The 21,275-nt window shown below is 66.3% G+C and carries 19 protein-coding genes; 17 read left to right on the forward strand and 2 right to left on the reverse strand.

Annotated features, from left to right (window positions below):
- Positions 1 to 5: 5 nt before the first annotated feature.
- From pabC to AC5WNJ_RS04380, 9 genes are all read left to right on the forward strand, one after another.
- A complete protein-coding gene (pabC, locus tag AC5WNJ_RS04340; protein WP_495930471.1) occupies positions 6 to 896 on the forward strand; it encodes an aminodeoxychorismate lyase in 891 nt (296 codons plus the stop codon).
- Positions 897 to 968: 72 nt separating this feature from the next.
- Complete coding sequence (gene mltG, locus AC5WNJ_RS04345) at positions 969 to 1,970, forward strand: endolytic transglycosylase MltG (RefSeq protein WP_495930472.1); 1,002 nt, start codon at positions 969 to 971, stop codon at positions 1,968 to 1,970.
- Between the two features lie 186 nt (positions 1,971 to 2,156).
- Complete coding sequence (tmk, locus tag AC5WNJ_RS04350; RefSeq protein WP_495931019.1) at positions 2,157 to 2,846, forward strand: dTMP kinase; 690 nt, start codon at positions 2,157 to 2,159, stop codon at positions 2,844 to 2,846.
- Positions 2,843 to 3,868 (forward strand): DNA polymerase III subunit delta', encoded by a 1,026-nt coding sequence (locus tag AC5WNJ_RS04355; protein WP_175088195.1) that lies wholly within the window; start codon positions 2,843 to 2,845, stop codon positions 3,866 to 3,868. The genes tmk and AC5WNJ_RS04355 overlap by 4 nt, the downstream gene beginning before the upstream one ends.
- Before the next feature lie 276 nt (positions 3,869 to 4,144).
- A complete protein-coding gene (locus tag AC5WNJ_RS04360) occupies positions 4,145 to 4,495 on the forward strand; it encodes a PilZ domain-containing protein (protein WP_175088194.1) in 351 nt (116 codons plus the stop codon).
- Between the two features lie 110 nt (positions 4,496 to 4,605).
- A complete protein-coding gene (locus AC5WNJ_RS04365) occupies positions 4,606 to 5,439 on the forward strand; it encodes a TatD family hydrolase (RefSeq protein ID WP_043331890.1) in 834 nt (277 codons plus the stop codon).
- A gap of 42 nt (positions 5,440 to 5,481) precedes the next feature.
- Positions 5,482 to 6,081 carry a DUF1285 domain-containing protein gene (locus AC5WNJ_RS04370; protein WP_495930473.1) on the forward strand — a complete coding sequence of 200 codons (600 nt, stop codon included), beginning with the start codon at positions 5,482 to 5,484 and terminating at the stop codon, positions 6,079 to 6,081.
- A 106-nt stretch (positions 6,082 to 6,187) separates the two neighbouring features.
- Complete coding sequence (locus AC5WNJ_RS04375) at positions 6,188 to 8,719, forward strand: ATP-dependent helicase (RefSeq protein WP_495930474.1); 2,532 nt, start codon at positions 6,188 to 6,190, stop codon at positions 8,717 to 8,719.
- A 131-nt stretch (positions 8,720 to 8,850) separates the two neighbouring features.
- Positions 8,851 to 9,810, forward strand: coding sequence for a sulfurtransferase (locus AC5WNJ_RS04380; RefSeq protein ID WP_495930475.1), 960 nt, complete (start codon positions 8,851 to 8,853; stop codon positions 9,808 to 9,810).
- Between the two features lie 110 nt (positions 9,811 to 9,920).
- Here AC5WNJ_RS04380 and AC5WNJ_RS04385 read toward each other — a convergent pair whose 3' ends face one another.
- Together AC5WNJ_RS04385 and AC5WNJ_RS04390 are read right to left on the reverse strand one after the other, a co-directional pair.
- A complete protein-coding gene (locus tag AC5WNJ_RS04385; RefSeq protein WP_495930476.1) occupies positions 9,921 to 11,156 on the reverse strand; it encodes a dicarboxylate/amino acid:cation symporter in 1,236 nt (411 codons plus the stop codon).
- Between the two features lie 227 nt (positions 11,157 to 11,383).
- Positions 11,384 to 13,027, reverse strand: a complete 1,644-nt coding sequence (locus AC5WNJ_RS04390) for an electron transfer flavoprotein-ubiquinone oxidoreductase (RefSeq protein WP_495930477.1) — start codon at positions 13,025 to 13,027, stop codon at positions 11,384 to 11,386.
- Positions 13,028 to 13,620: 593 nt separating this feature from the next.
- Here AC5WNJ_RS04390 and AC5WNJ_RS04395 point away from each other — a divergent pair.
- From AC5WNJ_RS04395 to AC5WNJ_RS04430, 8 genes are all read left to right on the forward strand, one after another.
- Entirely contained in the window at positions 13,621 to 14,373 is a 753-nt protein-coding gene (locus AC5WNJ_RS04395; protein WP_495930478.1) for an electron transfer flavoprotein subunit beta/FixA family protein, read from the forward strand.
- Positions 14,370 to 15,296, forward strand: coding sequence for an electron transfer flavoprotein subunit alpha/FixB family protein (locus AC5WNJ_RS04400; protein ID WP_495930479.1), 927 nt, complete (start codon positions 14,370 to 14,372; stop codon positions 15,294 to 15,296). The genes AC5WNJ_RS04395 and AC5WNJ_RS04400 overlap by 4 nt, the downstream gene beginning before the upstream one ends.
- A gap of 330 nt (positions 15,297 to 15,626) precedes the next feature.
- Complete coding sequence (locus AC5WNJ_RS04405; protein ID WP_495930480.1) at positions 15,627 to 16,538, forward strand: DUF3450 domain-containing protein; 912 nt, start codon at positions 15,627 to 15,629, stop codon at positions 16,536 to 16,538.
- On the forward strand, positions 16,538 to 17,989 hold the full coding sequence (locus AC5WNJ_RS04410; protein ID WP_495930481.1) for a MotA/TolQ/ExbB proton channel family protein: 1,452 nt from the start codon (positions 16,538 to 16,540) through the stop codon (positions 17,987 to 17,989). The genes AC5WNJ_RS04405 and AC5WNJ_RS04410 overlap by 1 nt, the downstream gene beginning before the upstream one ends.
- Positions 17,982 to 18,605 (forward strand): MotA/TolQ/ExbB proton channel family protein, encoded by a 624-nt coding sequence (locus tag AC5WNJ_RS04415; RefSeq protein ID WP_082388107.1) that lies wholly within the window; start codon positions 17,982 to 17,984, stop codon positions 18,603 to 18,605. The genes AC5WNJ_RS04410 and AC5WNJ_RS04415 overlap by 8 nt, the downstream gene beginning before the upstream one ends.
- The gene (locus tag AC5WNJ_RS04420; protein WP_495930482.1) at positions 18,598 to 18,996 is read left to right on the forward strand and encodes an ExbD/TolR family protein; all 399 of its coding nucleotides are present in this window, start codon (positions 18,598 to 18,600) and stop codon (positions 18,994 to 18,996) included. Before AC5WNJ_RS04415 ends, AC5WNJ_RS04420 begins: the two co-directional genes overlap by 8 nt.
- A 1-nt stretch (position 18,997) precedes the next feature.
- A complete protein-coding gene (locus tag AC5WNJ_RS04425) occupies positions 18,998 to 19,792 on the forward strand; it encodes an energy transducer TonB (protein ID WP_495930483.1) in 795 nt (264 codons plus the stop codon).
- Between the two features lie 133 nt (positions 19,793 to 19,925).
- Positions 19,926 to 21,221, forward strand: a complete 1,296-nt coding sequence (locus AC5WNJ_RS04430; protein ID WP_495930484.1) for a tetratricopeptide repeat protein — start codon at positions 19,926 to 19,928, stop codon at positions 21,219 to 21,221.
- The last annotated feature ends 54 nt before the right edge of the window (positions 21,222 to 21,275 follow it).

Raw genomic sequence — 21,275 nt, forward strand, 5'->3', positions numbered from 1 at the left:
TATCGATGACGACTGATGCCTCTGGCAACGAGAGCTCAGATGACCGGGCCTCTGATGAAAAAAGCGCTGACGACAAGCACTCCCTTGCGGCGCTCGCTGCCGATCTGCCCAGTGATGACCGTGGCCTCGCCTATGGCGAGGGCGTGTTCGAGACGATTCTGGTGCGTGATGGCCAACCGCAGCTGTGGTCCTGGCATGAGGCGCGCCTGACGCGCGGTTGTCAGCGTCTGGGAATTGCGGCGCCTTCGTCAGCTGAACTGGCGAGCTGCCTGGCGGTCTGTCAGGGCGAGGGGCTGGAAGTGCTCAAGCTGATCGTCACCGGCGGCTCCGGCGGGCGGGGATACAGGGCGCCGGAGTCACCGCAGGCGCGCTTGCGGGCACGCGCGACGCCTTTTGCGGTCAATCAGCAGGCGCGGCGTGGTATCACGGCACGGGTCTGCGAGCTGCGTGTGGCCGAGCAACCGGCACTGGCCGGGCTCAAGCACCTCAACCGGCTCGAGAACGTGCTGGCGCGCCGTGAGTGGAGCGACACGGCCATCAGCGAGGGCCTGTTGCTCAATGCGCAGGGCGAGCTGGTTGAAGCCACCAGCATGAATCTGGCCTGGTATCGTGATGGGCGCTGGTTCACGCCGTGTCTTGATCGTGCCGGTGTCGAGGGCACGCTGCTGGCGGCGCTTGAGGCCGAGATGACCTTCGAGCGAGTCCGTGAGGGGCTTGAGTCACTCGCGTGGGCCGAGCAGGTCGTCGTCGTGAATTCCGTGCAGGGCGTCTGGCCGCTGCGCACCTTGCTCAAGCCCGATGGCGCGATTCTGGCTGAGTGGAAGGATGAGGCGCATCCGGCGCTGGACGAGTTGAATCACACTGTCGCGCGCTTGCTGGGCGAGCCCGCGAACTGACGGAAGACGACGAGCGTCAGCAGGCATGCCTGTGCGGTCGTCGCCTTCGCCATGAAGACTGGAAACCTGATTATGCGAGTGTTCAAGATCCTCCTGATGCTGGTAGTGCTGGCCGTGGCTGCGGGTGTGGTGGGCTTTCGTTACTGGCAGGCGCAGTTGCTGTCACCGTTGGCGATCGAGAAGGAACAGCTGTTCGAGGTGCCCAAGGGCGCCAGTCTGACCAGGGTCGTGGGCGAGCTCGAGTCACAGGGCATCATCGAAGCGAGCTGGCCGTACAGGGTGTGGTCGCGCCTCGAGCCTGAGGCCGTCAATGGCCTGCGCGCCGGTGAATTCCGTCTCACGCCGGGCTTGAACGGTCGTGAGCTGGTGGCGCTGCTGTCCAGTGACGATGTGGTCAGCTATACCTTGACCGTGCCGGAGGGCTGGACCTTCGCCCAGATGCGCACTGCCATGGATGCCTCGCCCAAGCTTGAGCACACGACTCGCGACATGAGTGATGAAGAGCTGATGGCGGCTGTCGGTGCAGAGGGCGAGAAGCCGGAAGGGCGCTTCTTCCCGGACACCTACCGCTATCACAAGGGCGTCAGCGACCTCTCGCTCTACAAGCAGGCCTTTGCCCGCATGAACAGGACGCTGGAGGAAGTCTGGGCCGGGCGAGACGACGACCTGCCGATCACCAGCGCCTACGAGGCGCTGATCATGGCGTCACTGATCGAGCGCGAGACCGGCGCGCCGGAAGAGCGCGGCGAGATCGCCGGCGTCTTCAAGCGTCGCATGGAGCGCGGCATGCGCCTGCAGACCGACCCGACCGTCATCTATGGTCTGGGCAAGGACTATGACGGCTCGTTGTCGCGCGCCGACCTGCGCAAGCCGACGCCCTGGAATACCTATGTGATCACCGGTCTGCCGCCGACGCCGATCGCGATGCCCGGGCGCGCCGCGCTGGAAGCGGCGGTGCATCCCAAGGAGGGCGATACCTACTACTTCGTCGCCAAGGGTGAGGGCAAGCATCATTTCTCGCGCACGCTGCGCGAGCACAACAATGCCGTGCGCCGTTATATTCTCAATCGGTAATGCGTGGCGAATGAGCTGAAACCCGTGTGGCAAACAGAGTCTGCCATGCTGCACGGGGCTGTCGTCGCGAGTCATCTGCTGTCTGAATCAGGAAACATCATGTCTTCACGTCCGAGCGCATCAAGCACGACGTCTTCTCGTCACGCCGCCAGCGCGGCGGCCACCCAGTCCGTGTCTGCCGAGGCCGTGCCCAGTGGTCGCTTCATCACGCTGGAAGGCGGTGAAGGCGTCGGCAAGAGCACCAATGTCGCCTTCGTGGTCGCCGAGCTAGAGGCGCATGGCCTCGAGGTCGTGCGCACGCGTGAGCCGGGTGGCAGCGAGCGAGCGGAAGCCATTCGCCAGTTGCTGCTGGACCCGGCGCCGGCCGAGTCGCTGAGTGATGATGCCGAACTGCTGTTGATGTTCGCCGCGCGTGCCCAGCATCTGGCCGCGACCATTCGCCCGGCGTTGGCGCGCGGAGCCTGGGTGGTGTGTGATCGTTTCACCGACGCGACCTTTGCCTACCAGGGCGGTGGCCGCAGCCTGCCGCTGGCGGATATCTCGACGTTGGAATCCCTGGTGCAGAAAGGCTTGCAGCCGGACCTGACCCTGCTGCTGGACATGCCGGTCGAGGCGGCACGTGGCCGTCTGGCCGCTCGCCGCGCCGAGACCGGCGAAGGCGCCGACCGCATCGAGCAGGAAGCCGAGCAGTTCTTCGAGGCGGTGCGTGTCGGCTATCACATGCGTCGTGACGCCGACCCCGAGCGCTTTGCCACCATCGATGCCGGTCAGTCGCTTGAAGCCGTGCAGGCCGATATCGCGGCGGTGCTGGCGGCTCGCGTGGCGGCCTGGCAGGCGGACATTCCCAAGGACATTCCCAAGGATGTGCAGCCATGAGTGCTTCAGACGTCAGCAATGGTGTCACGCTGTCGAGCTTCTCGCCGCTGCCGTGGCAGCACTCGCTGTGGCAACACTTCACCGCGGTGCACGACAACGGTCGCCTGCCGCATGCGGTGATGCTCAGCGGACCGTCGGGGCTTGGCAAGCATGAGCTGGCCGATGCGATGATCGCCCGCGTGCTGTGTCGCACCGCCCAGGGCAAGCCCGGCGCGGCGGCCTGTGGTGAATGTCATGGCTGTCATATGCTGGCGGCGGGGCATCACCCTGATCTGATGGCGGTCGCGCCGCAGGATGTCGGCAAGATGATCCGCATCGACCCGATCCGTGAGGTCAACCGCTTCGTCTCCCAGACGGCCCAGCAGGGCGGCTACCGCGTCATTCGTCTGCAACCGGCGGAGTCGATGAACATCGCCTCGGCCAACGCCTTGCTCAAGAGCCTCGAGGAGCCCGGCGCCAATACGCTGTTCATTCTGCTCAGCGACATGCCGTCACGGGTGTTGCCGACCATTCGCTCGCGCTGTCAGCAATGGCCGCTGGTGATTCCGCCGGCCGAAGAGAGCCTACCGTGGCTCACGCAGCAGCTGGGCGAGGATGCTCAGGCCCTGCTGCGCATGGCAGGCGGTCTGCCGCAGCTGGCGGTGCGTCTTGGCGAGGCGGAGCAGCGTCAGCTGCGTCAGGCCTTGCGTGAGCTGTTCGATGCGCTGGTGCGCGGCGGCGAGCCGGTGGCCGAGGCGTGGCGACTGGAGCGCCAACCGCTGGCGCAGGTGCTGTGGTACGGTATTGCCTGGCTGGAAGACCTTATTCGCATGGGCCTGTCCGGCAATGCCGGCGACCTGCGTGACCCAAGTCTCGAGCCGCTGCTGAGACAGGCGGTCAAGAACGGGCGCACCCAGGACTGGTTCAAGCTGCTGGATTTCGCGCGCGAGCAGCGCCGCCTGCTGGCCGCGGGCGGCAACCCCAACCCTCAGCTGGTGCTGGAGGCCTGGCTGGTGCGTTGGGCCGCCTTGCTGCGCTCCTGAACGCGCAGCTGGCTTTTTCCGGCGTAAAGGCCCGAGTGAAGGTCGGAGCGAAGAGCTGAGGAAGGGGCTGAGCAAAGGCCCGTGTGGAAAACCACGCGGCTGCGCGAGGCAAGGAGGGCAGGCTAGACTGAAGCCGGCAGGCCGCTTGCTCGCCTTGCGTCAGATAAAACAGGCAATGGCCGAAGAATACGCATTGATTCGCAGCGTGAGCCCTCATGTGAGCGCTGACGCTCGTCACGGGACTGCATGTGCCGGGAGACCGGCCGGAGGTGAAGGATGAATACCGCTCCACAGCAAGGCCAGAAGGCGCTCTCGCTGACCATTCGTGATCAGAAGACCCTGTTGGCTGCCTACATGTCGACCCTCGTGCGCGGCGGCATCTTCGTGCCGACCACCGAGCGCTATACCATGGGCCAGGAAGTCTATCTGCTGCTGACCCTGCCTGAGGAATCCGAGCGCATCCCGGTCACCGGGCGCGTGGTATGGATCTCCCCGCAGGGCGTCAGTGGCCGGCGCACTGCCGGGATCGGCATCCACTTCAGTGAAGAGGACCGCCAGGTGCGCGATCATATCGAGAACCACCTGGCCGGCATGCTCGGCAAGGGGCACGCGACCTATACGCTGTAGCGCGAGCGCAGCGTCGCTTCATCATCTCGACCGGCAGTGCCATGGGCGCCCGCCGGTCGAGCACGTTTTTCGCCGCGCTCCGCGTGGCCATCAGTAGTGAGAGTTTCCGGATGTTTGTCGATTCGCATTGCCACCTTGATCGTCTGAAACTGGAAGAGCACGGCGGCAGCCTCGAGGCCGTGCTGGACGCCGCGCGCGCCCGTCACGTGCACCAGTTTCTCGCCATTGCCGTCACGCTCGACGATGTGCCCGAGATCTCGGCCATCGCCCAGCAGCATGAGGATGTGGTGATTTCCGCCGGTGTGCATCCGCTGCATCAGGTCGACCCGGAACCCACGGTCGAGGACATCAAGAAGTGCGCCGAGCGCTTCGGCGCGGTGGCCATCGGCGAGACCGGCCTCGACTATCACTACGAGAGCGTCAGCCGCGAGCTGCAGTACGAGCGCTTCACGCGCCATCTGATCGCCGCGCGTGAGCTCGAGCTGCCGGTGATCATCCACACCCGTGAGGCGCGCGAAGACACCCTGGCGCTGATCAAGCAGCACACGGACCCCGCTGTCGGTGGCGTGCTGCACTGCTTCACCGAAGATCTCGACATGGCGCGCATCGCGGTGGGCCACGGCTTCATGGTCTCCATCTCCGGTATCGTCACCTTTCGCAACGCCGAACATGTCCGCGAGCTGGCACGCGCCATCCCGCTGGACCGCCTGCTGATCGAGACCGACAGCCCCTATCTGGCGCCGGTGCCGTACCGTGGCACCTCCAATGTGCCGGGCAATGTGGTCGAGGTCGCCGAATGCATCGCCGCCGAGCGCGGCATCACCGTCGATGAGCTGGCGATGCAGACCACCGCCAACTTCTATCGCCTGTTCCGTGCCGCCGCGCCGGAAGCGCCGGACAACGTTCGCGAAGCGCTGGCCAGCAGCGGTATGCTCATCGATTGAGCGTGGTACCCCGCATGATCTGACCACCAGGGAGGGAACGTCATGAATCCAGCCGCCATCCTCACCCAGCTGGGCGACAAGGCCACCAGCGGCAAGGCATTGCCGCCGGTGGATCAATGGCACCCGGCGCATTGTGGCGAAATGGACCTCGTCATCTGTGCCGACGGGCGCTGGATGCACGAGGGCACGCCCATCGGCCGTGCGCGACTGGTGCACATGCTGTCGCGTGTCCTGCGCCGCGAGCCCGATGGCAGCTACTGCCTGGTCACGCCGGCGGAAAAGGTCACCATCCAGGTCGAGGACCGCCCCTTCCTGGCGGTGGACTGCTCCCGGGCCGAGAGTGATTCTGCGCAGACAGAGCCTCAGCCGGACGTCTGGCAGCTGGTCACCGATCAGGGCGATGTCGTGCGACTGGAAGGGGAGACCTGCCTGACGCTGAGCGAGACGCCGGACGGCCTGTGGCTACCGGAAGTGCCGGTGCGCTTCGGCCTTGCCGCGCGCCTGCACCGCAATCTCTACTATCGGCTGCTCGAGAGCGCCGAGACGCATGAGCAGGAAGATGGCAGCCTGACACTCGGCTTCATGAGCGGCGGGCGCTTCCAGATTCTGGGACAGCTGGCGGCCGATGAGGTCGAGGTCTGAACTTGTCTGAACTTGTTTGAGCCTGCCACCTTCCGCTCTCTCTTTCGTATGCCCCTCGCGTTCTGCTTCGCTCCTTTTCCCTCGCCGTCAGCCATTGCAGGTCTTCATGTCGTCACCACTTCCTCCCATCGAGCCCGACAGCACCGCAACCTCCGGGCCAGACGTTGCAGCATCGCCACTGGCGCTGGCCGTCGATCAGCTGACGCAACGGCTGACGGATCAGCAGCGCGCCGTGGTGGCGCATCGTGGGAGGCATGCGCGGGTAGCGGCGGTGGCGGGCTCCGGCAAGACCACGACGCTGGTGGCGCGGGTGCTGAGCCTGCTGGCGGAAGGCATTCCGGCGCAGCGGATTCTGGTGCTGATGTTCAACCGATCGGCGCGCGAGGACTTCGTCGCCAAGCTGGCGCAGTCGGCCCCGCCGGGCACACGGCTGCCCGACATCCGCACCTTCCACTCCATCGGCCATCGCCTGACCACCACCCTGGTGCGCTGGGGCAGCCTCGAGCCGCGTGAACTCATCCAGCAGGACTGGGCGCTGGAGCGTCTGCTCAAGCAGGCCGCCCAGCGTGCGCTGGGCGATGCCGATCGCGCCGATCGTGAGGCAGCGCTGGAAGGCGAGCGCCTCGAAGCGCTCGCCCAGTTCTGTGATCTGGTCAAGGCCGAGATGTGTGAGCCGACGCTGCTGTACGAGCGCATGAACCTCGGCGAGCACACCGGCCACTTCGTCGAGTCCTTTACCCAGCTTGAGCAGCTGCTCGAGCAGTACGGCCAGATGACCTACGCCGATCTGCTCTACCGTCCGCTGCGTCAGCTGGAGAGGGAGCCCGAGACCCGCGCGCGCATCCAGGGGCACCTGCAGCACGTGATCATCGATGAGTATCAGGACATCAATGAGGCGCAGCAGCGCATGCTGGCGCTGCTGGCGGGTGCACCGTCCAGCAAGTCGTCGCCTGGCGAGGCGTCGCCCGCAGCCTCCGGCGCCATGGCAGAAGTCATGGTCGTGGGGGATGCCAACCAGTGCATCTACGAGTGGCGTGGCGCGCGGCCTGACTACATGCTGACGCGCTTTGCCGAGAGCTTTGCCGCGCCGCTGGATTTCCCGCTCAGCTACACCTTCCGTCACGGGCATCGTCTGGCGCTGGCGGCCAATCACGCCATCGCGGCCAATGCGCGCCGTCCGGACCAGCTGTGTCTGGCCGCGCCCGGCACGCCGGCGACGCGCTTGTTCGAAGGCCAGGGCGCCGCCAGTCTGGTCGCGGCGCTCACGGCCTGGCGAGAGTCGGGTCGCAGTGGCGCCGAGGCCGCCGTGCTGGTGCGCAGCTGGGCGCTGTCGGTGCCGGTGCAGTTGCAGCTGCTCAAGGCCGGCATTCCCTTCCGATTGGGGCAGGGGGATCGCTTCGTGTTCCGTCTGCCGCTGGTGCAGGCGCTGGCGGGCTATCTGGAGCTGGCGCGTGATGCCACGCGTCTGCGCGACCCGGCGCACCTGCTGCTGCTGTTCACCCAGCCCACCGCCTTCGTCGCGCGCGAACGCCTCGAGCGCCTGTGTCAGCAGCTGGCCGACAGCCAGCGCTGGCCACGCAAGGAAGACCCGATTCTCGAGGGCCTCAAGCCGCTGCAACGCCGCAACCTGCACAAGCGCTGGAAGCTGTTGTGCGATCTGCCCGCGCTGGGCGATTGGGCGCCCGCGCGGCTGCTGCGCCATGTGGTCGATGAGCTGGAGGCCGACAAGGTGCTGCGCCGCGCCGCGGCCCGGCGTGACAAGGGCGAGGAGGATGTGCGCCTGCTGGATGTGCTGATCGAGCAGGCGGGGGAGCTGGCCAATGATCCCGACGCCTTTATCAATCTTTTGCGCAATCCGGTCGAGGACGCCGCCGATGGCGTGCTGATCACCACGGTGCATGGGGCCAAGGGACTGGAGTGGCCGCTGGTGGGGCTGTGGGGCATGAACGAGGAAGACTTCCCGGCCTACTCGCGTGACAACCCGCTGTCGCCGGAGCGCCTCGAGGAGGAGCGTCGGCTGTGCTACGTCGGGGTGACGCGTGCCCGCGAGCAGCTGCACCTGTGGCGCGACGGTGGCACGCATACGCCAAGCCGCTTCCTCGCGGAGCTGTGCGTGGAGGACTGCACGCGCCTCGGCGACTGGATTCACGGTGCCGGCAAGCGCGCCAGGCTTGCCCGTCTGCAGGCCGAGGACGGCGATGAGGCCGCCCGTGAGTCAGCGGACGGAAGCGACGAGCGCCTGCGTGTGGCGGCACCGGCGCTTGGCGAGGCCTATCTGGCGCGGCTGCCTCTGGCACGTCACGGCATCACGCCGCCGACGCTGGAAGCGCTGCCGAAGAAGGTCGCCAGGTCCCCGGGCAGGTCGGCCAGCAAGTCGACTGCGCAAGGCCAGTCCAGCTCGGCCGGCACCCATGCTCGCGGCGCTCGACAGGGCAATCGCACTCCACGCGGCGAGCCGGCGGTGCTGCGACGCGTCGGTGATTGGGAAGTCGGTCAGCGCTTGCGTCACGAGAGCTTCGGGGAGGGGGTGATCGAAGAGGTCTCCGGCAATGAAGCCAATCCGCTGATCGAGGTGCGCTTTGCCGATGGCAACAAGCGCCGGCTGATCGCCACGCGTGCCCCGCTGACAGCCTTGTGACCCTTGTGTCCCTCGTGTCCCTTGTGACAATGGACTTGAGACTCGGGCGACAAGGTCGCGCGATTGCCAAGCCTTGCGCCGAGCACCATCATGCCTGCAGCGCATCTTCGTCTGCCCGAAAAGGAGTTCCCATGGCTCAGTATCCTGATCCTGCCGCATTGGCGGCAGCCTCCGTCTCCGCCTCATCGCTGCTGGTGCCGGACCAGCGCCAGGCGCCCCTGATCGATGCCAGTCAGCTGGTGACCCAGCTGGCGATGGCGGGCCTCAAGTCGCCCGTGGTGCTGGATTGCCGTGCACGTCTCGACGATGGGGAAGCCGGCGAGCGTCTGTGGCGTGAAGGCCATCTGCCCGGGGCCATCCATATCGATATGGACCGCGATCTCTCGGCCGCCGTGCGCGAGGACGGCGTGGGCGGGCGGCATCCGCTGCCGTCACATCAGGCGACGGCCGAGCTGTTCCGCCGCCTCGGCATCACGCCCGAGCAGCAGGTGGTGGTCTATGACGACATGGGCGGGCAGATGGCGGCGGCGCGGCTGTGGTGGATGCTGACCTGGGCCGGGCATCCGGATGTGCGGGTGCTGGATGGCGGCATCCAGGCCTGGAATCAGGCCATGGGCGAGCTCAAACGTGCACTTGCCCAACCGGTGGCCCCCACACCCAGCGACTGGCAGCCGAGTTTTGATGACAGCCTGCTGGTCAGTGCCCAGGAGGTGGCCGCCACGGATGACAGCTTGCTGGATGCCCGCGGCGAGGCGCGTTTTCGCGGTGAGCAGGAGCCGGTCGATCCGGTGGCAGGCCATATCCCCGGCGCATTCTGCCGGCCGACCCCCAGCAATCTGGAAGCCAATGGTCGCTTCAAGGACCGCATGAGCCTGATTCGTGAGCTGCGCAGCCTGTTGCCGGCGCAGGGTGAGGTGATCGCCTATTGCGGTTCCGGCATCAGTGCCTGCCAGAACATCCTGGCCTTCGCGATCGCGGGGCTGCCGCTGCCGCGCCTGTATGCCGGCTCCTGGAGCGACTGGATCAGTGATCCCGCACGTCCGGTCGCCACCGGTGAGGCCAGCGAGAAGTCGTCGCAAGCGCCAGCGTGATGAGGGCTGCTCAGACATGACAACGCCCGCCAGAGGTTTCTCTGGCGGGCGTTGTCGTTCGTGGGGCGCTTTGTCTGACTCTTCGCGTGCGTGCGTGCGTGCGTGCGTGCTTACGCTTGCGTCTTGGGCTCGGCGGCGGGCTTGCGGGAATCGAAGCGTTCCAGCAGGGCGGCGTTGGCGCAGTTGCCCATCACGTTGAGGGCGGTGCGCAGGCCATCGGTGAAGCGGTCCACCCCGGCGACCACGGCCACACCTTCCAGCGGCAGACCTGCCGCGCCCAGCACGGTGGTCATCGCGACCAGCCCCGCACCCGGTACGCCAGCCGTCGAGAAGCTGACCAGCAGGCCGGTGGTGAACACGGTGATCACCAGCGAGGTGGTGACATCGATGCCGAACAGCTGCGCCACGAACAGCGCATTGAAGCCCTGCAGCACGGCGGCGCCGTCACGCTTGAGCGCCGTGCCGAAGGGCAGCGCGAAGCTGGCCAGGGAGTCATTCATGCCGTAGTCGCGGGCATTGCCCAGCGCCAGTGGTAGGGTCGCGCCGGAGCTTGCGGTACCGAAGGCGAAGCCCAGGCTCTGGCCGAAGTGGCGCACGAAGGCCAGCGGGCGGGCACCGGTGACGGCCAGCAGCACCAGATAGAGCAGCGCCATCAGCGCCAGCGCGATGATCAGGCCGATCACGTACATGCCCAGGCGCATCAGCAAATCCAGCCCCTGGGTGGCGATCACCGAGGTGATCAGCGCGAAGACCCCCACCGGCGCCAGCTTGAGCACGAAGGACAGCACCTTGAGGCTGACGGTGTAACCGCTCTCGATCACACGATGCAGCGGCGCGCTTTCCTCCGGCAGGGCGCGCATTGCCAGCCCGATCAAAGCGGCCGCGAAGATGACCTGCAGCAGTCCGCCGCCACCCAGTGCGGTGAAGGGATTGTTGGGCACCAGGCCCACCAGCCACTGGGCGATGCTGTCGGCGTTGTGGCCTTCAGGCGCTGAATCCACCAGGCTCTCTGCGCCAACGCCCGGCGTCAGCCAGTGAGCGACCAGCATGCCCAGCGTCAGCGCCACGGCACTGGTGACCACGTAACTGCCCAGCAGGCGCCCGGCGTGGCGACCGACGTCGGCGCCGCCTTCGCGGTTGGTCAGGCTCATGATCAGGGCGCCGAACACCATCGGCACCACCACGAATTGCAGCAGGCGCAGGAAGATCTGGCCCACCGGCGTCAGCAGGTGGCTGTCGAGCCAGGCAACGCTGCCCTCGGGCAGAGCGCCTGCCCCGGCGTTCAGGGCAAGGCCGCTGAGAATGCCCAGCCCCAGGGCGAGCAGTATCTGGCGTGTGACGGACATGGTGGCTCCGAAGCGATGGCGTGAGTCTGAATTCGAGGGAGGCTAATGTGCTACCGAGAAGCTGTTATATCAACAATCGCTTTGAGATTGTTTTGGAATAACACAAGAAGCACTTACGGGGCGCAAGGCTTCCGCGCCTGCGGCGCTGAGGAATGAGGAGGGGCAGACACGACAACGCCGCCACGGCAGAGCCGCGGCGGCGTTGTCAGCTGGCGGGCAGCAGGGGCTTACATGTTGGGGTAGTTGGGGCCACCGCCGCCTTCCGGCGCGACCCAGGTGATGTTCTGCGCCGGGTCCTTGATGTCACAGGTCTTGCAGTGCACGCAGTTCTGGAAGTTGATCTGGAACTGCGGCTCACCGGCCTCCTCGACGATCTCGTAGACACCGGCCGGGCAGTAGCGCTGGGCGGGCTCGGCGTAGCGCGGCAGGTTGTCACGCACCGGAAGCTCCGGGTCGGACAGGCGCAGGTGGCACGGCTGGTCTTCCTCGTGATTGGTGTTGGAGAGGAACACCGAGGACAGCTTGTCGAAGGACAGCTTGCCGTCCGGCTTGGGGTACTCGATCTTCGTGCACTCAGCCGCCGGGCGCATGCGCGCGTAGTCTGGCGTGGTGTCATGCAGGGTCGGCAGGCGGCCGCCCGTCAGCTGGTCGAGGAAGTTGTAGGCGCCGCCGAGGAAGGTGCCGTACTTGTGCATGGCCGGGCCGAAGCTGCGCGAGGCGTCCAGCTCCTCATAGGCCCAGCTGTCCTTGAAGCGCTTGCCGAAGTCGACCAGGTCTTCACCGCCTTCGTCGCCGCCCTTGATGGCGTCGAACACGCTTTCCGCTGCCAGCATGCCGGATTTCATGGCGGTATGCAGGCCCTTGATCTTGGCGAAGTTGAGGGTGCCGGCGTCGCAGCCGATCAGCAGACCGCCCGGGAAGCTCATCTTGGGCAGGCAGTTGAGGCCGCCCTTGGCGATGGCGCGCGCCCCGTAGGAGACCCGCTTGCCGCCCTCGAGATGGCGGGCCAGGGTCGGGTGCTGCTTCATGCGCTGGAATTCATCGAAGGGCGACAGGTACGGATTGTCGTAGGCCAGATCGACGATCAGCCCCACTACCACCTGCTGGTCATCGGTGTGATAGAGGAAGAAGCCGCCTTCGGCGTTGCCCTTGAGCGGCCAGCCGCTGCCATGCACCACCAGCCCCGGCTGGTGTTGTTCGGCGGGCACATCCCACAGCTCCTTCAAGCCGATGCCGTAGTGCTGGGCATCCGCTTCGCTGTCTAGCGAGAAGCGCGAGATCAGCTGCTTGCCCAGGTGGCCACGGCAGCCCTCGGCGAACAGGGTGTACTTGCCGCGCAGTTCCATGCCCGGCATGTGGCCATCCTTTTCGCTGCCATCGGCGGCCACGCCCATGTCACCGACCACGATGCCGCGTACCGTGCCGTCTTCGCCGTGCAGCACTTCCTGGGCGGCGAAGCCCGGGAAGATCTCGACGCCAAGCTCCTCGGCCTGCTCGCCCAGCCAGCGGGTCAGATTGCCGGCGCTGATGATGTAGTTGCCGTCGTTGTGCATGGTCCTGGGAACCAGTGCATTGGGGATGATCTGCGCTTTCTGGTCATCCTTGAGCAGCACGACTTCGTCACGGGTGACGGCCGTCTTGAGCGGTGCGCCGCGCTCGGCCCAGTCGGGGAACAGCTCGGTCAGTGCACGCGGCTCGAGCACGGCGCCGGACAGGATGTGCGCGCCGACTTCAGAACCTTTCTCGACCACGCAGACCGTCAGCTCCTTCTCGGCCGCGTTGGCCTGCTGCATCAGTCGGCAGGCCGCCGCCAGGCCGGAAGGGCCGGCACCGACGATGACCACGTCGAAATCCATGAATTCGCGTTCCATGACCCGTCTCCTCAATCTTTGCGCCGTCAGGGCCCCGCGGATCCGGCGGGGCGGGCGTGTCACGAACGGCCATGGCCGTTCGCTGGGCAGTGAACCTCCGACGTGGCGTGCGTCAGGGCACGACTCGTCGGAGTGAAAATAGGGGTGCGACTCACGCTGGCTCGCCATGTCCTGCACGGACGACTGGCCGCTCGACACAAGGCGCTGGCGAGAAGCAGCCGCATAGCATGCCGCAACAGTAGCATTTAAAACGACCGTTTGTTTATTATGCTTGGGTCTGACGTAATAGCTACCGGGGGTGTTGCAGGAAATCGCCCGATGGGTTTCACGCTCGGGCGTGTTGAGAGTGATTGTCAGGTTTGACCCCGGCAACCAATTCTGCGCAAGATGCCCGCATGAGAATGGCGGCGCCCGGACAGTGAAAACCACGCCGGTCTGGCTGACTTCATCCGTCGGGTGCCAGCGGATATCGTGGCGAGACACTTGTCATCACGGTCATCTTTGGAAGATATTCACCTATCAAACGCTTGCATGAATCGAGCGCTGGCGACCTCACGGTCACTGGTACTCCATGAGAAATCAGCGAGGACACCATGAAAGTACTCGTCGCGGTGAAACGCGTCATCGATTACAACGTCAAGATTCGCGTCAAGGCGGACCAGTCTGACGTCGATCTGACCAACGTCAAGATGGCCATGAATCCCTTCTGCGAGATCGCCGTGGAAGAAGCGGTGCGCCTGAAGGAAAAGGGCGTGGCGACCGAAGTCGTGGCCGTGACCATCGGCCCGAAGGCCGCCCAGGAACAGCTGCGTACCGCGCTGGCGCTGGGCGCCGATCGCGCCGTACAGGTGATGACCGATGACGCCGTCGACTCGCTGGCCGTGGCCAAGCTGCTGGCCAAGGTGGTCGAGGAAGAACAGCCCGGCCTGGTGATTCTCGGCAAGCAGTCCATCGATGCCGACAACAACCAGACTGGCCAGATGCTGGCGGCACTCACCGGCATGGGGCAGGGTACCTTCGCCTCCGAGGTGGTGGTCGATGGCGAGAGCGTCAACGTCACCCGCGAGATCGATGGCGGCCTGCAGACCGTCAAGCTGAACCTGCCGGCGGTGGTCACCACTGACCTGCGCCTCAACGAGCCGCGCTACGCCAAGCTGCCGGACATCATGAAGGCCAAGAAGAAGCCGCTGGACGTCAAGACGCCGGAAGAAATGGGTGTCTCCACGGCCTCCAAGGTGTCGCTGGTCAAGGTCACGCCGCCGGCCGAGCGTCAGGGCGGCATCAAGGTCGGCTCCGTCGATGAGCTGGTGGACAAACTCAAGAACGAAGCAAAGGTGATCTCATGAGCATTCTCGTCATTGCCGATCATCATGATGGCCAGCTGACTAGCAGCACCGCGAGTGTCGTGGCAGCCGCAAGCGCCATCGGAGGCGATATCGACGTGCTGGTCGCCGGTGAGGGCGTAGGCGCCGTCGCCGAGCAGGCCGCCAAGCTTGCCGGCATCGCGCGTGTGCGTGTCGCCGACAATGCCGTCTACGCCCATCAGCTGGCCGAGAACCTGTCGGCACTGGTCGTGGCGCTGGCCGATGACTACAGCCACGTGCTGTCCAGCGCCTCCACCACCGCCAAGAACTTCATGCCGCGTGTCGCGGCACTGAAGGACGTGGCGCAGATCTCCGAGATCACCGCCGTCGAGAGCGCCGATACCTTTCAACGCCCGATCTACGCCGGCAACGCCATCGCCACCGTCAAGAGCGACGATGTGCTCAAGGTCATCACCGTGCGTGCCACCGGCTTCGATCCGGTCGCGCTCGACGGACAGGCGGCCATCGAGGCCGTGGATTTGGTCGAGGATGCCGGTGTCTCGAGCTTCGTCGAGGAAACCCTGGCGGAAAGCGAGCGCCCTGAGCTTGGCTCCGCCAAGGTGGTGATCTCCGGTGGCCGCGGCATGGGCAACGGTGAGAACTTCGCGCTGCTCAACGGTATCGCCGACAAGCTGGGCGCCGCCATCGGTGCCTCACGCGCTGCCGTCGATGCCGGTTTCGTGCCCAACGACATGCAGGTCGGCCAGACCGGCAAGATCGTCGCGCCGGATCTCTACATCGCCGTCGGCATCTCCGGGGCGATCCAGCACCTGGCGGGCATGAAGGACTCCAAGGTCATCGTCGCGATCAACAAGGACGACGAAGCGCCGATCTTCCAGGTCGCGGATTACGGCCTGGTCGGGGATCTGTTCGAGGTACTGCCGGAGCTGGAAGGCAAGCTCTGAGCAACGCCCCGCAAGGCTGAGGCCGAGACACCGCAAGGTGCCCTGGCCAATCAACGCGACCCGCTTTGGCGGGTCGCGTTTTTTGTGTCTGCGGGCAAGGGTAGAGGCAAGGGTTGGGGCGAGGGCAGGGGAGAGCGTCAGGAGAAAAGTGCAACGCTGCATTGCAGGTTTCAGGGCCTGCTGATGGGGCAGAGCGAGGCAAGATCAATTGATAATTGTTCTTGTTTGTAATACCGTCCATGCCAGTGATTTGCATTTCCACTCGGAAGCCACTAGCGGCCTGGCAGGCGACCGAGGATGCAACCAAGCCTAGTTCTTCAGGAGATGTCCGTGCGGCGTTCGACTTCTTTCCCCTTCCCGTGCGTGCGAGCCCTTGGCGGCCTGCTCCCGGCGCTGGTGCTGCTTGCACCGCTGACAGCCACGGCATTGCCCGCGCATGCCGAGACACTGCGTGACAGTGCCGCCACTCATCAGGAAGCCCAGCGTAAGCTGCAGGCGCGTATCGACGCCGCCGATGACGAGACGCGTGCGCTGCTGGTGCGCCTGCGCGAAGCGCGTCAGGAAGCCGCGCGTCTGGAAAGCTATACCGCGGAGCTGACGCCGCTGAATGCTGATCGCGCGGCGCGTATCGAGCGCCAGCGCACGGCGCTGGAGAATCTCGAGGCCACGCGTGAGTCGCTGCCGGGCCTGCTGCGTCAGCAGGTCGAGGAGCTTGAGGACTTCATCGAGCAGGATCTGCCATTTCTCAAGGACGAGCGCCTCGCGCGCGTCCAGCGTCTGCGTGACAACCTCTCCAATGCCAGCTTGAGTAATGACGAGCGCCTCGATCAGCTGCTCAATGCCTGGCAGCAGGAGCTGAGCTACGGTCAGGGCTTCGATACCTGGCGCGCAGGGCTTGTCGGTGGGGAAGACACCGAGGTGCAGTATCTGCGTGTCGGCCGCGTCGGCCTCTATTACCTGACGCTGGATGGTCAGCATGGTGGCGCCTGGCAGGCCAGAAATGGCAGCTGGCAGGTACTGGATGACAGCGGCCTGGAAGCGCTGCGCAAGGGCATCAGCATGGCGCGTGACCAGCAGGCACCGTCACTGGTGACCCTGCCGCTGTCGGTGCCGGTCGAGGATGTCGAGCTGGCTCCGAAGGGGCGCCTGTCGAAGTCCGCGCTCGAGAGCGCCGATCAGGCTGCCGCGGCAGTCACCAGCACACGCACCACCACACCCCGTACCGCGCAGGAGTCCAGCTGATGGCGATGAATTCACAAGCGCCACGTGAGTCTCTGTCACGCCTGTTGCTGACGGCCGGCACCCTGGGGCTGCTGACGTTGTCGTCTCCTGCCGTGTTGGCGGCGACCGGCAGTGCCGAGCAGTCATTGAGCGTCGAGCAGTTCGAACAGGCCGCCAGTCAGGCCGAAGGCCGCGATCAGGCGCGTCTCGACACCCTGTTGTCGGATCGCGAGGCACTGCAAGCGGCGGTCAGCGAGGCCGAGGCGCGGCGTGACAGCCTGCGCGAGACGCGCGCGACCCTCGAGGCCGAAGCGCAGGAGCAACAGGAGACTCTCAGCGGTCTGGACGAAGAGCGCCAGGCCCAGCAGGGCGATCTCGGCCAGGTGTTCGAGGTGGCGCGCAAGCATGCCCGCGAGACGCGTGAAGCGCTGGCGGGCAACTGGCTGCTGGTCGGCGGCCAGGCGCGTCTGCCGGACTTGGGGCCGCGCGATGAGGTGCCGGGCCGCGAGCGACTCGCCGCCCTGACCGCGGACATCCGCAGCATCGCCACCGAAAGCGGTCGCGCACTGCGCTTCCAGGCACCGCTGGCCGGGCCGGATGGCAGCATCAAGCCGCGTGAGATCGTGCGCGTCGGCGAGCAGATGGCTTTCAGCGGTCGTCACCTGCTGGCGCCGCTGTCGGAAGACAAGGCCGTGGATGGCCCCTCGGCGCTGGACACCCTCGGCCTTGCGGGTACCACGCCGCTGCGCATTCGCAAGCAGCTGGCGGCCTTCGATGCCGGCGATAGTGATCGTCTGAGCTTCGACCCCACCGGTGGTGATGTCACCCAGGCACTGGCGCGGGCGCCGCGTCTCGGTGAGCGCCTCAAGCAGGGCGGCGCCGTCGGTTATGTCATCGTCGGCCTGGGCGTGCTGGGCCTGATCATCGCGCTGATCCAGCTGGTGCGTCTGTCGCTGACCCGTCGGGCGGTCAAGCGTCAGGAAGCCGACCTGAGCCAGCTCAGTGACGACAATCCGCTGGGTCGTGTGCTGCATCGCTTTGAAGGCATGCGCCACGATCACGAGCCGGAAGCGCTCGAAGCCCGTCTCGACGAGGCGTTGCTGGCCGAGCAGCCCAGGCTCGAACGTGGCCAGGCGCTGGTCAAGCTGTTGGCTGCCATCGCGCCGCTGCTGGGTCTGCTGGGTACCGTGACCGGCATGATCGGCACCTTCCAGTCGATCACCGTCTTCGGTACCGGCGACCCGAAATTGATGGCCGGCGGTATCTCCCAGGCGCTGGTGACCACCGTGCTGGGTCTGGTGACCGCCGTGCCGCTGCTGTTCGCCCAGACCGGGCTTTCCAGCCTGTCCAAGGGCCTGATGGGCCGCCTCGAGGGCCGCGCCAGTGCACGTCTGGCCGACCACCTCGAGAAGCGCGCTCCGAGCAAGGCTGCCAGCGCGGCGGCGCGTCAGCGGGATATCGAGCATGCCTGATTCGTTGGCCGCCTCTTCCTTGCTGAGCGGTGGCTTCGCGCCAGTGATGCGGCTGGTGGAAAGCGGTGGCCCGCTGATCGTGGTGATCTGCCTGATCGCCATGGTGCTGTTCGGGCTGGCGCTGGAGCGCGGCCTCTACTGGCGGCTCGTGCATCGTCCGGCGCGTCAGCAGTTGATCCACGACTGGGTGGCGCGCAGCGAACACCACAGCTGGTCGGCGCTCACCCATCGCGAAGTGCTGACCCGTGAGCTGCTGTCACGTCTGCGCGCGCCGCTGCCGTGGCTCAAGCTGCTGGTGCTGATCTGCCCGCTGGCCGGCCTGTTGGGCACCGTGACCGGCATGATCCATGTCTTCGATTCGTTGGCGATCGCCGGCACCGGCCAGGCGCGTGCCATGGCCGATGGTGTGGCACGTGCCACGCTGCCGACGCTGGCCGGCATGGCGGTCGCGGTGGTGGGCCTGATGTTCGTCACGCGCTTCGAGCGCGTGGTGCGTCGTGAAGACCAGCGTCTGCACGACCGTCTGGCGCGCGCCGTCGACGATGCACGTTCCGGCATGTCCGCTGCGAACGGCTTTGATTCCTCCTCTGATACAAGCGAGACACCACATGCGTAGACGTCGCATGGAGGCCGCGGAAGACAGCGGCGAGATCAATCTGACGCCGATGCTGGATGTCGTCTTCATCATGCTGATCTTCTTCATCGTCACCACCAGCTTCGTCAAGGAGTCCGGGGTCGAGATCCAGCGTCCGGAAGCCTCCAATGCCACGGCGCGCCCTGACGCGGCGGTCATGGTCGCCATCACCGCCGAGGACGCGGTGTGGGTCGACGGCAAGCCGGTGGATGCCCATCGCGTCGGCGACGCCGTGGTCGATCTTGCCGATGGTCAGCCGGTGGTGATCCAGGCCGACAGTCGCTCACAGACCGGCCTGCTGGTCGAGACGATGGATGCGCTGCGCAACGCGGGTGTGCAGGACATCGCGGTCGCCGCCTCGAAGGGCGAATGACATGACGCGACGCCTGTATGCCAATCGACTCGTCGGGCTTGTCGGCGGCGCCTTGCTGGCGCTGGTGCTGTTCTATGCGCTGGCGCTGCTGGTCGCGCCGCCGGTGAACGACACGCCGCCACCGGAGCCGCTGTCGGTCTCTACCGTTCAGGCGCCTGAAGAGGCACCGGAGCCCGCGCCGGCGGCGAGTGAAAGTCTGCCCACGCCGCCGGCCGAGCCACCGCCGCCACCCAAGGCAGCGCCGATGCCGGCACCCAAAGCGACAAGCCCGGTGGCGATCCCCGAGGTCAAGACGCCATTGCCGCCGACGCCGGAGCTGACCATGGATGACAGCCTGCCGCCGCTGGAAGTCGAGCGTCCGCCCAAACCGACCCCCAAGCCGAAACCGACGCCCAAGCCAGCACCCAAGGCCAAGCCGGAACCCAAGGCGGTCGCCAGGCAGGCCGAGGTCGCATCATCGGCGCAGTCGGCGTCTGACGCGTCATCACAGGCCGCGGCGAAGCCGTCAAAGCCCAAGGCAGCCCCGGCGGCGCAGGGTGGTTCACCGCGGCCCACCGTACGCACCGCTCCCGAATATCCGAGTCGTGCGCGTCGCCGCGGCATCGAGGGCTTCGTCGAGGTGGCCTTCGTGATTCGTCCGGATGGCAATGTCGATGGCGGCTCGCTGCGGGTGGTGCGTGCCGAGCCGTCGGGCGTGTTTGACCGCGCGGCGATGAAGGCGATCGCGCGCTGGGAATTCCCGGCCGCGGGCAATGCGCGCCAGGCGCGCCAGCGGCTCGAGTTCCAGTTGCGTTGAGGCAACCCATGACCCCATGGCGCGGGCTTTCATCGGGTGTCTGATGTGTGTCATATGTCGTCATCTCTGATGCCGTGGACTTGTCGGCAATGCGCCGAGTCATGGCAGCGGATGAACGCAAGAGGAAAGACTCATGGTAGCGAAATCCACACCGCCGCAGGACGCCGACAGTGCTGAGCGATCACGGGGCCTGATGGCGCGGGCGCGCCAGCTGCTGACACACGGCGGGCGCCGACTCACCCGCGTGACGCTGGTCTCGACCTGCCTGATGCTGATGATGGAAGTCGGTGGCATCAGTGCGGCCCATGCGGCGACGCGCGTTTCCGCCGAAGTAGCGGGGCAGTTGCGCACGCTGCAGTCACGGCTGGATGAAGGCGATTATGACGCGGTCGGTGAGCGCGCTGAGCGTGAGGCCAGGCGCCAGCGTGGTGAAGTGCGTGCGCTGTATCTGTCATTGGCGGCCAGTGCGCGAGCGCGCCAGGGCGATCAGGCCCAGGCGGCACGTCTGTATGCCGAGGCGCGTCGCCTGCCGGGCGTCAATGCCTCCCAGGCTCGCGAGTGGCTGCGTCGTGAAGCGATGCTGCGCCTGCGCGCCGGTGAGCGCGACAGCGGTATCGCTCGCCTGGCGGAATATCTGCACGGCGGCTCGGCGAGTGCCGATGACCTGTGGCTGGCGGTCAGTCTGGAAGCCAATCGAGGTGACTGGGCGCGCGCCGAGGACTGGCTTGAGCGTGCCAGCAAGGCGAGTGCGCCGAGCGGCGATCGCCTGAAACTGGCCGTCAGCGTCTATCAGCAGACCGGCCGCCATGGCGCGGCGGTGGCGCTGGTCGAGCAGGGATTGGGCGAGTCACGCGACCCGCAGGACTGGCAGCGTGCCGTGGCGCTCTATCAGCGCCTCAACCAGAACACCCGCGCCGCCAGTACCTGGGAAGCGGCGTGGGCAGCGGGGGTCGTCAGCGGCAGTGATGCCTACCAGCAGCGAGTCGACCTGCAGCTGGCGGCCGGTGCGCCGGCGCGGGCGGCGGAGCTGATCGAGGCGGGGCTCTCGAAATCCGCGACACCTGAGGGGCAGCCGCTGCTTGACGATACCCCGGCGCTGCGTCGCCAGCTGGCGCAGGCCTGGACGGCGGCGCGCGATGTCGAGCATGCGCTCAAGGCATGGGCAGTCGTCTCGCAGCAGAGTCAGTCACTCGAGGGTGCCCGGCAGTATGCCGAGCTTGCCTATGACTGGGGCCGCTGGGAAACGGCGCAGCAGGCGCTGGCCGCGGCCGGTGAGCGTGGCGATGACTCGGCGCGTCATTGGCTGCTCTCCGGCGTGGTCGCCAGTCAGCTGGAGCAGTTCGACCCTGCGCGTGAAGCCTTCAAGAAGGCTCAGGCGCGTGGCGCCGAAGGAGCCGATGCCTGGCTGAAGTCCGTCGCGCAGCGCTGATGACGTGAGACGCTGGCGATCCAGCGCTGTCTGAGCATCACTGCAACGCAAACG

This window comes from Cobetia sp. PDI-23MA (assembly GCF_059507735.1).

Bases quoted from the DNA above. Each gene is read 5' to 3' on its own strand.
- AC5WNJ_RS04420 (WP_495930482.1), top strand. From the start codon at position 18,598: ATGCGTAGACGTCGCATGGAGGCCGCGGAAGACAGCGGCGAGATCAAT.
- AC5WNJ_RS04360 (WP_175088194.1), top strand. From the start codon at position 4,145: ATGAATACCGCTCCACAGCAAGGCCAGAAGGCGCTCTCGCTGACCATT.
- pabC (WP_495930471.1), top strand. From the start codon at position 6: ATGACGACTGATGCCTCTGGCAACGAGAGCTCAGATGACCGGGCCTCT.
- AC5WNJ_RS04370 (WP_495930473.1), top strand. From the start codon at position 5,482: ATGAATCCAGCCGCCATCCTCACCCAGCTGGGCGACAAGGCCACCAGC.
- AC5WNJ_RS04355 (WP_175088195.1), top strand. From the start codon at position 2,843: ATGAGTGCTTCAGACGTCAGCAATGGTGTCACGCTGTCGAGCTTCTCG.
- AC5WNJ_RS04415 (WP_082388107.1), top strand. From the start codon at position 17,982: ATGCCTGATTCGTTGGCCGCCTCTTCCTTGCTGAGCGGTGGCTTCGCG.
- AC5WNJ_RS04365 (WP_043331890.1), top strand. From the start codon at position 4,606: ATGTTTGTCGATTCGCATTGCCACCTTGATCGTCTGAAACTGGAAGAG.
- AC5WNJ_RS04430 (WP_495930484.1), top strand. From the start codon at position 19,926: ATGGTAGCGAAATCCACACCGCCGCAGGACGCCGACAGTGCTGAGCGA.
- AC5WNJ_RS04390 (WP_495930477.1), bottom strand. From the start codon at position 13,027: ATGGAACGCGAATTCATGGATTTCGACGTGGTCATCGTCGGTGCCGGC.
- AC5WNJ_RS04425 (WP_495930483.1), top strand. From the start codon at position 18,998: ATGACGCGACGCCTGTATGCCAATCGACTCGTCGGGCTTGTCGGCGGC.
- AC5WNJ_RS04375 (WP_495930474.1), top strand. From the start codon at position 6,188: ATGTCGTCACCACTTCCTCCCATCGAGCCCGACAGCACCGCAACCTCC.
- AC5WNJ_RS04410 (WP_495930481.1), top strand. From the start codon at position 16,538: ATGGCGATGAATTCACAAGCGCCACGTGAGTCTCTGTCACGCCTGTTG.
- AC5WNJ_RS04380 (WP_495930475.1), top strand. From the start codon at position 8,851: ATGGCTCAGTATCCTGATCCTGCCGCATTGGCGGCAGCCTCCGTCTCC.
- AC5WNJ_RS04395 (WP_495930478.1), top strand. From the start codon at position 13,621: ATGAAAGTACTCGTCGCGGTGAAACGCGTCATCGATTACAACGTCAAG.
- mltG (WP_495930472.1), top strand. From the start codon at position 969: ATGCGAGTGTTCAAGATCCTCCTGATGCTGGTAGTGCTGGCCGTGGCT.
- AC5WNJ_RS04400 (WP_495930479.1), top strand. From the start codon at position 14,370: ATGAGCATTCTCGTCATTGCCGATCATCATGATGGCCAGCTGACTAGC.
- AC5WNJ_RS04385 (WP_495930476.1), bottom strand. From the start codon at position 11,156: ATGTCCGTCACACGCCAGATACTGCTCGCCCTGGGGCTGGGCATTCTC.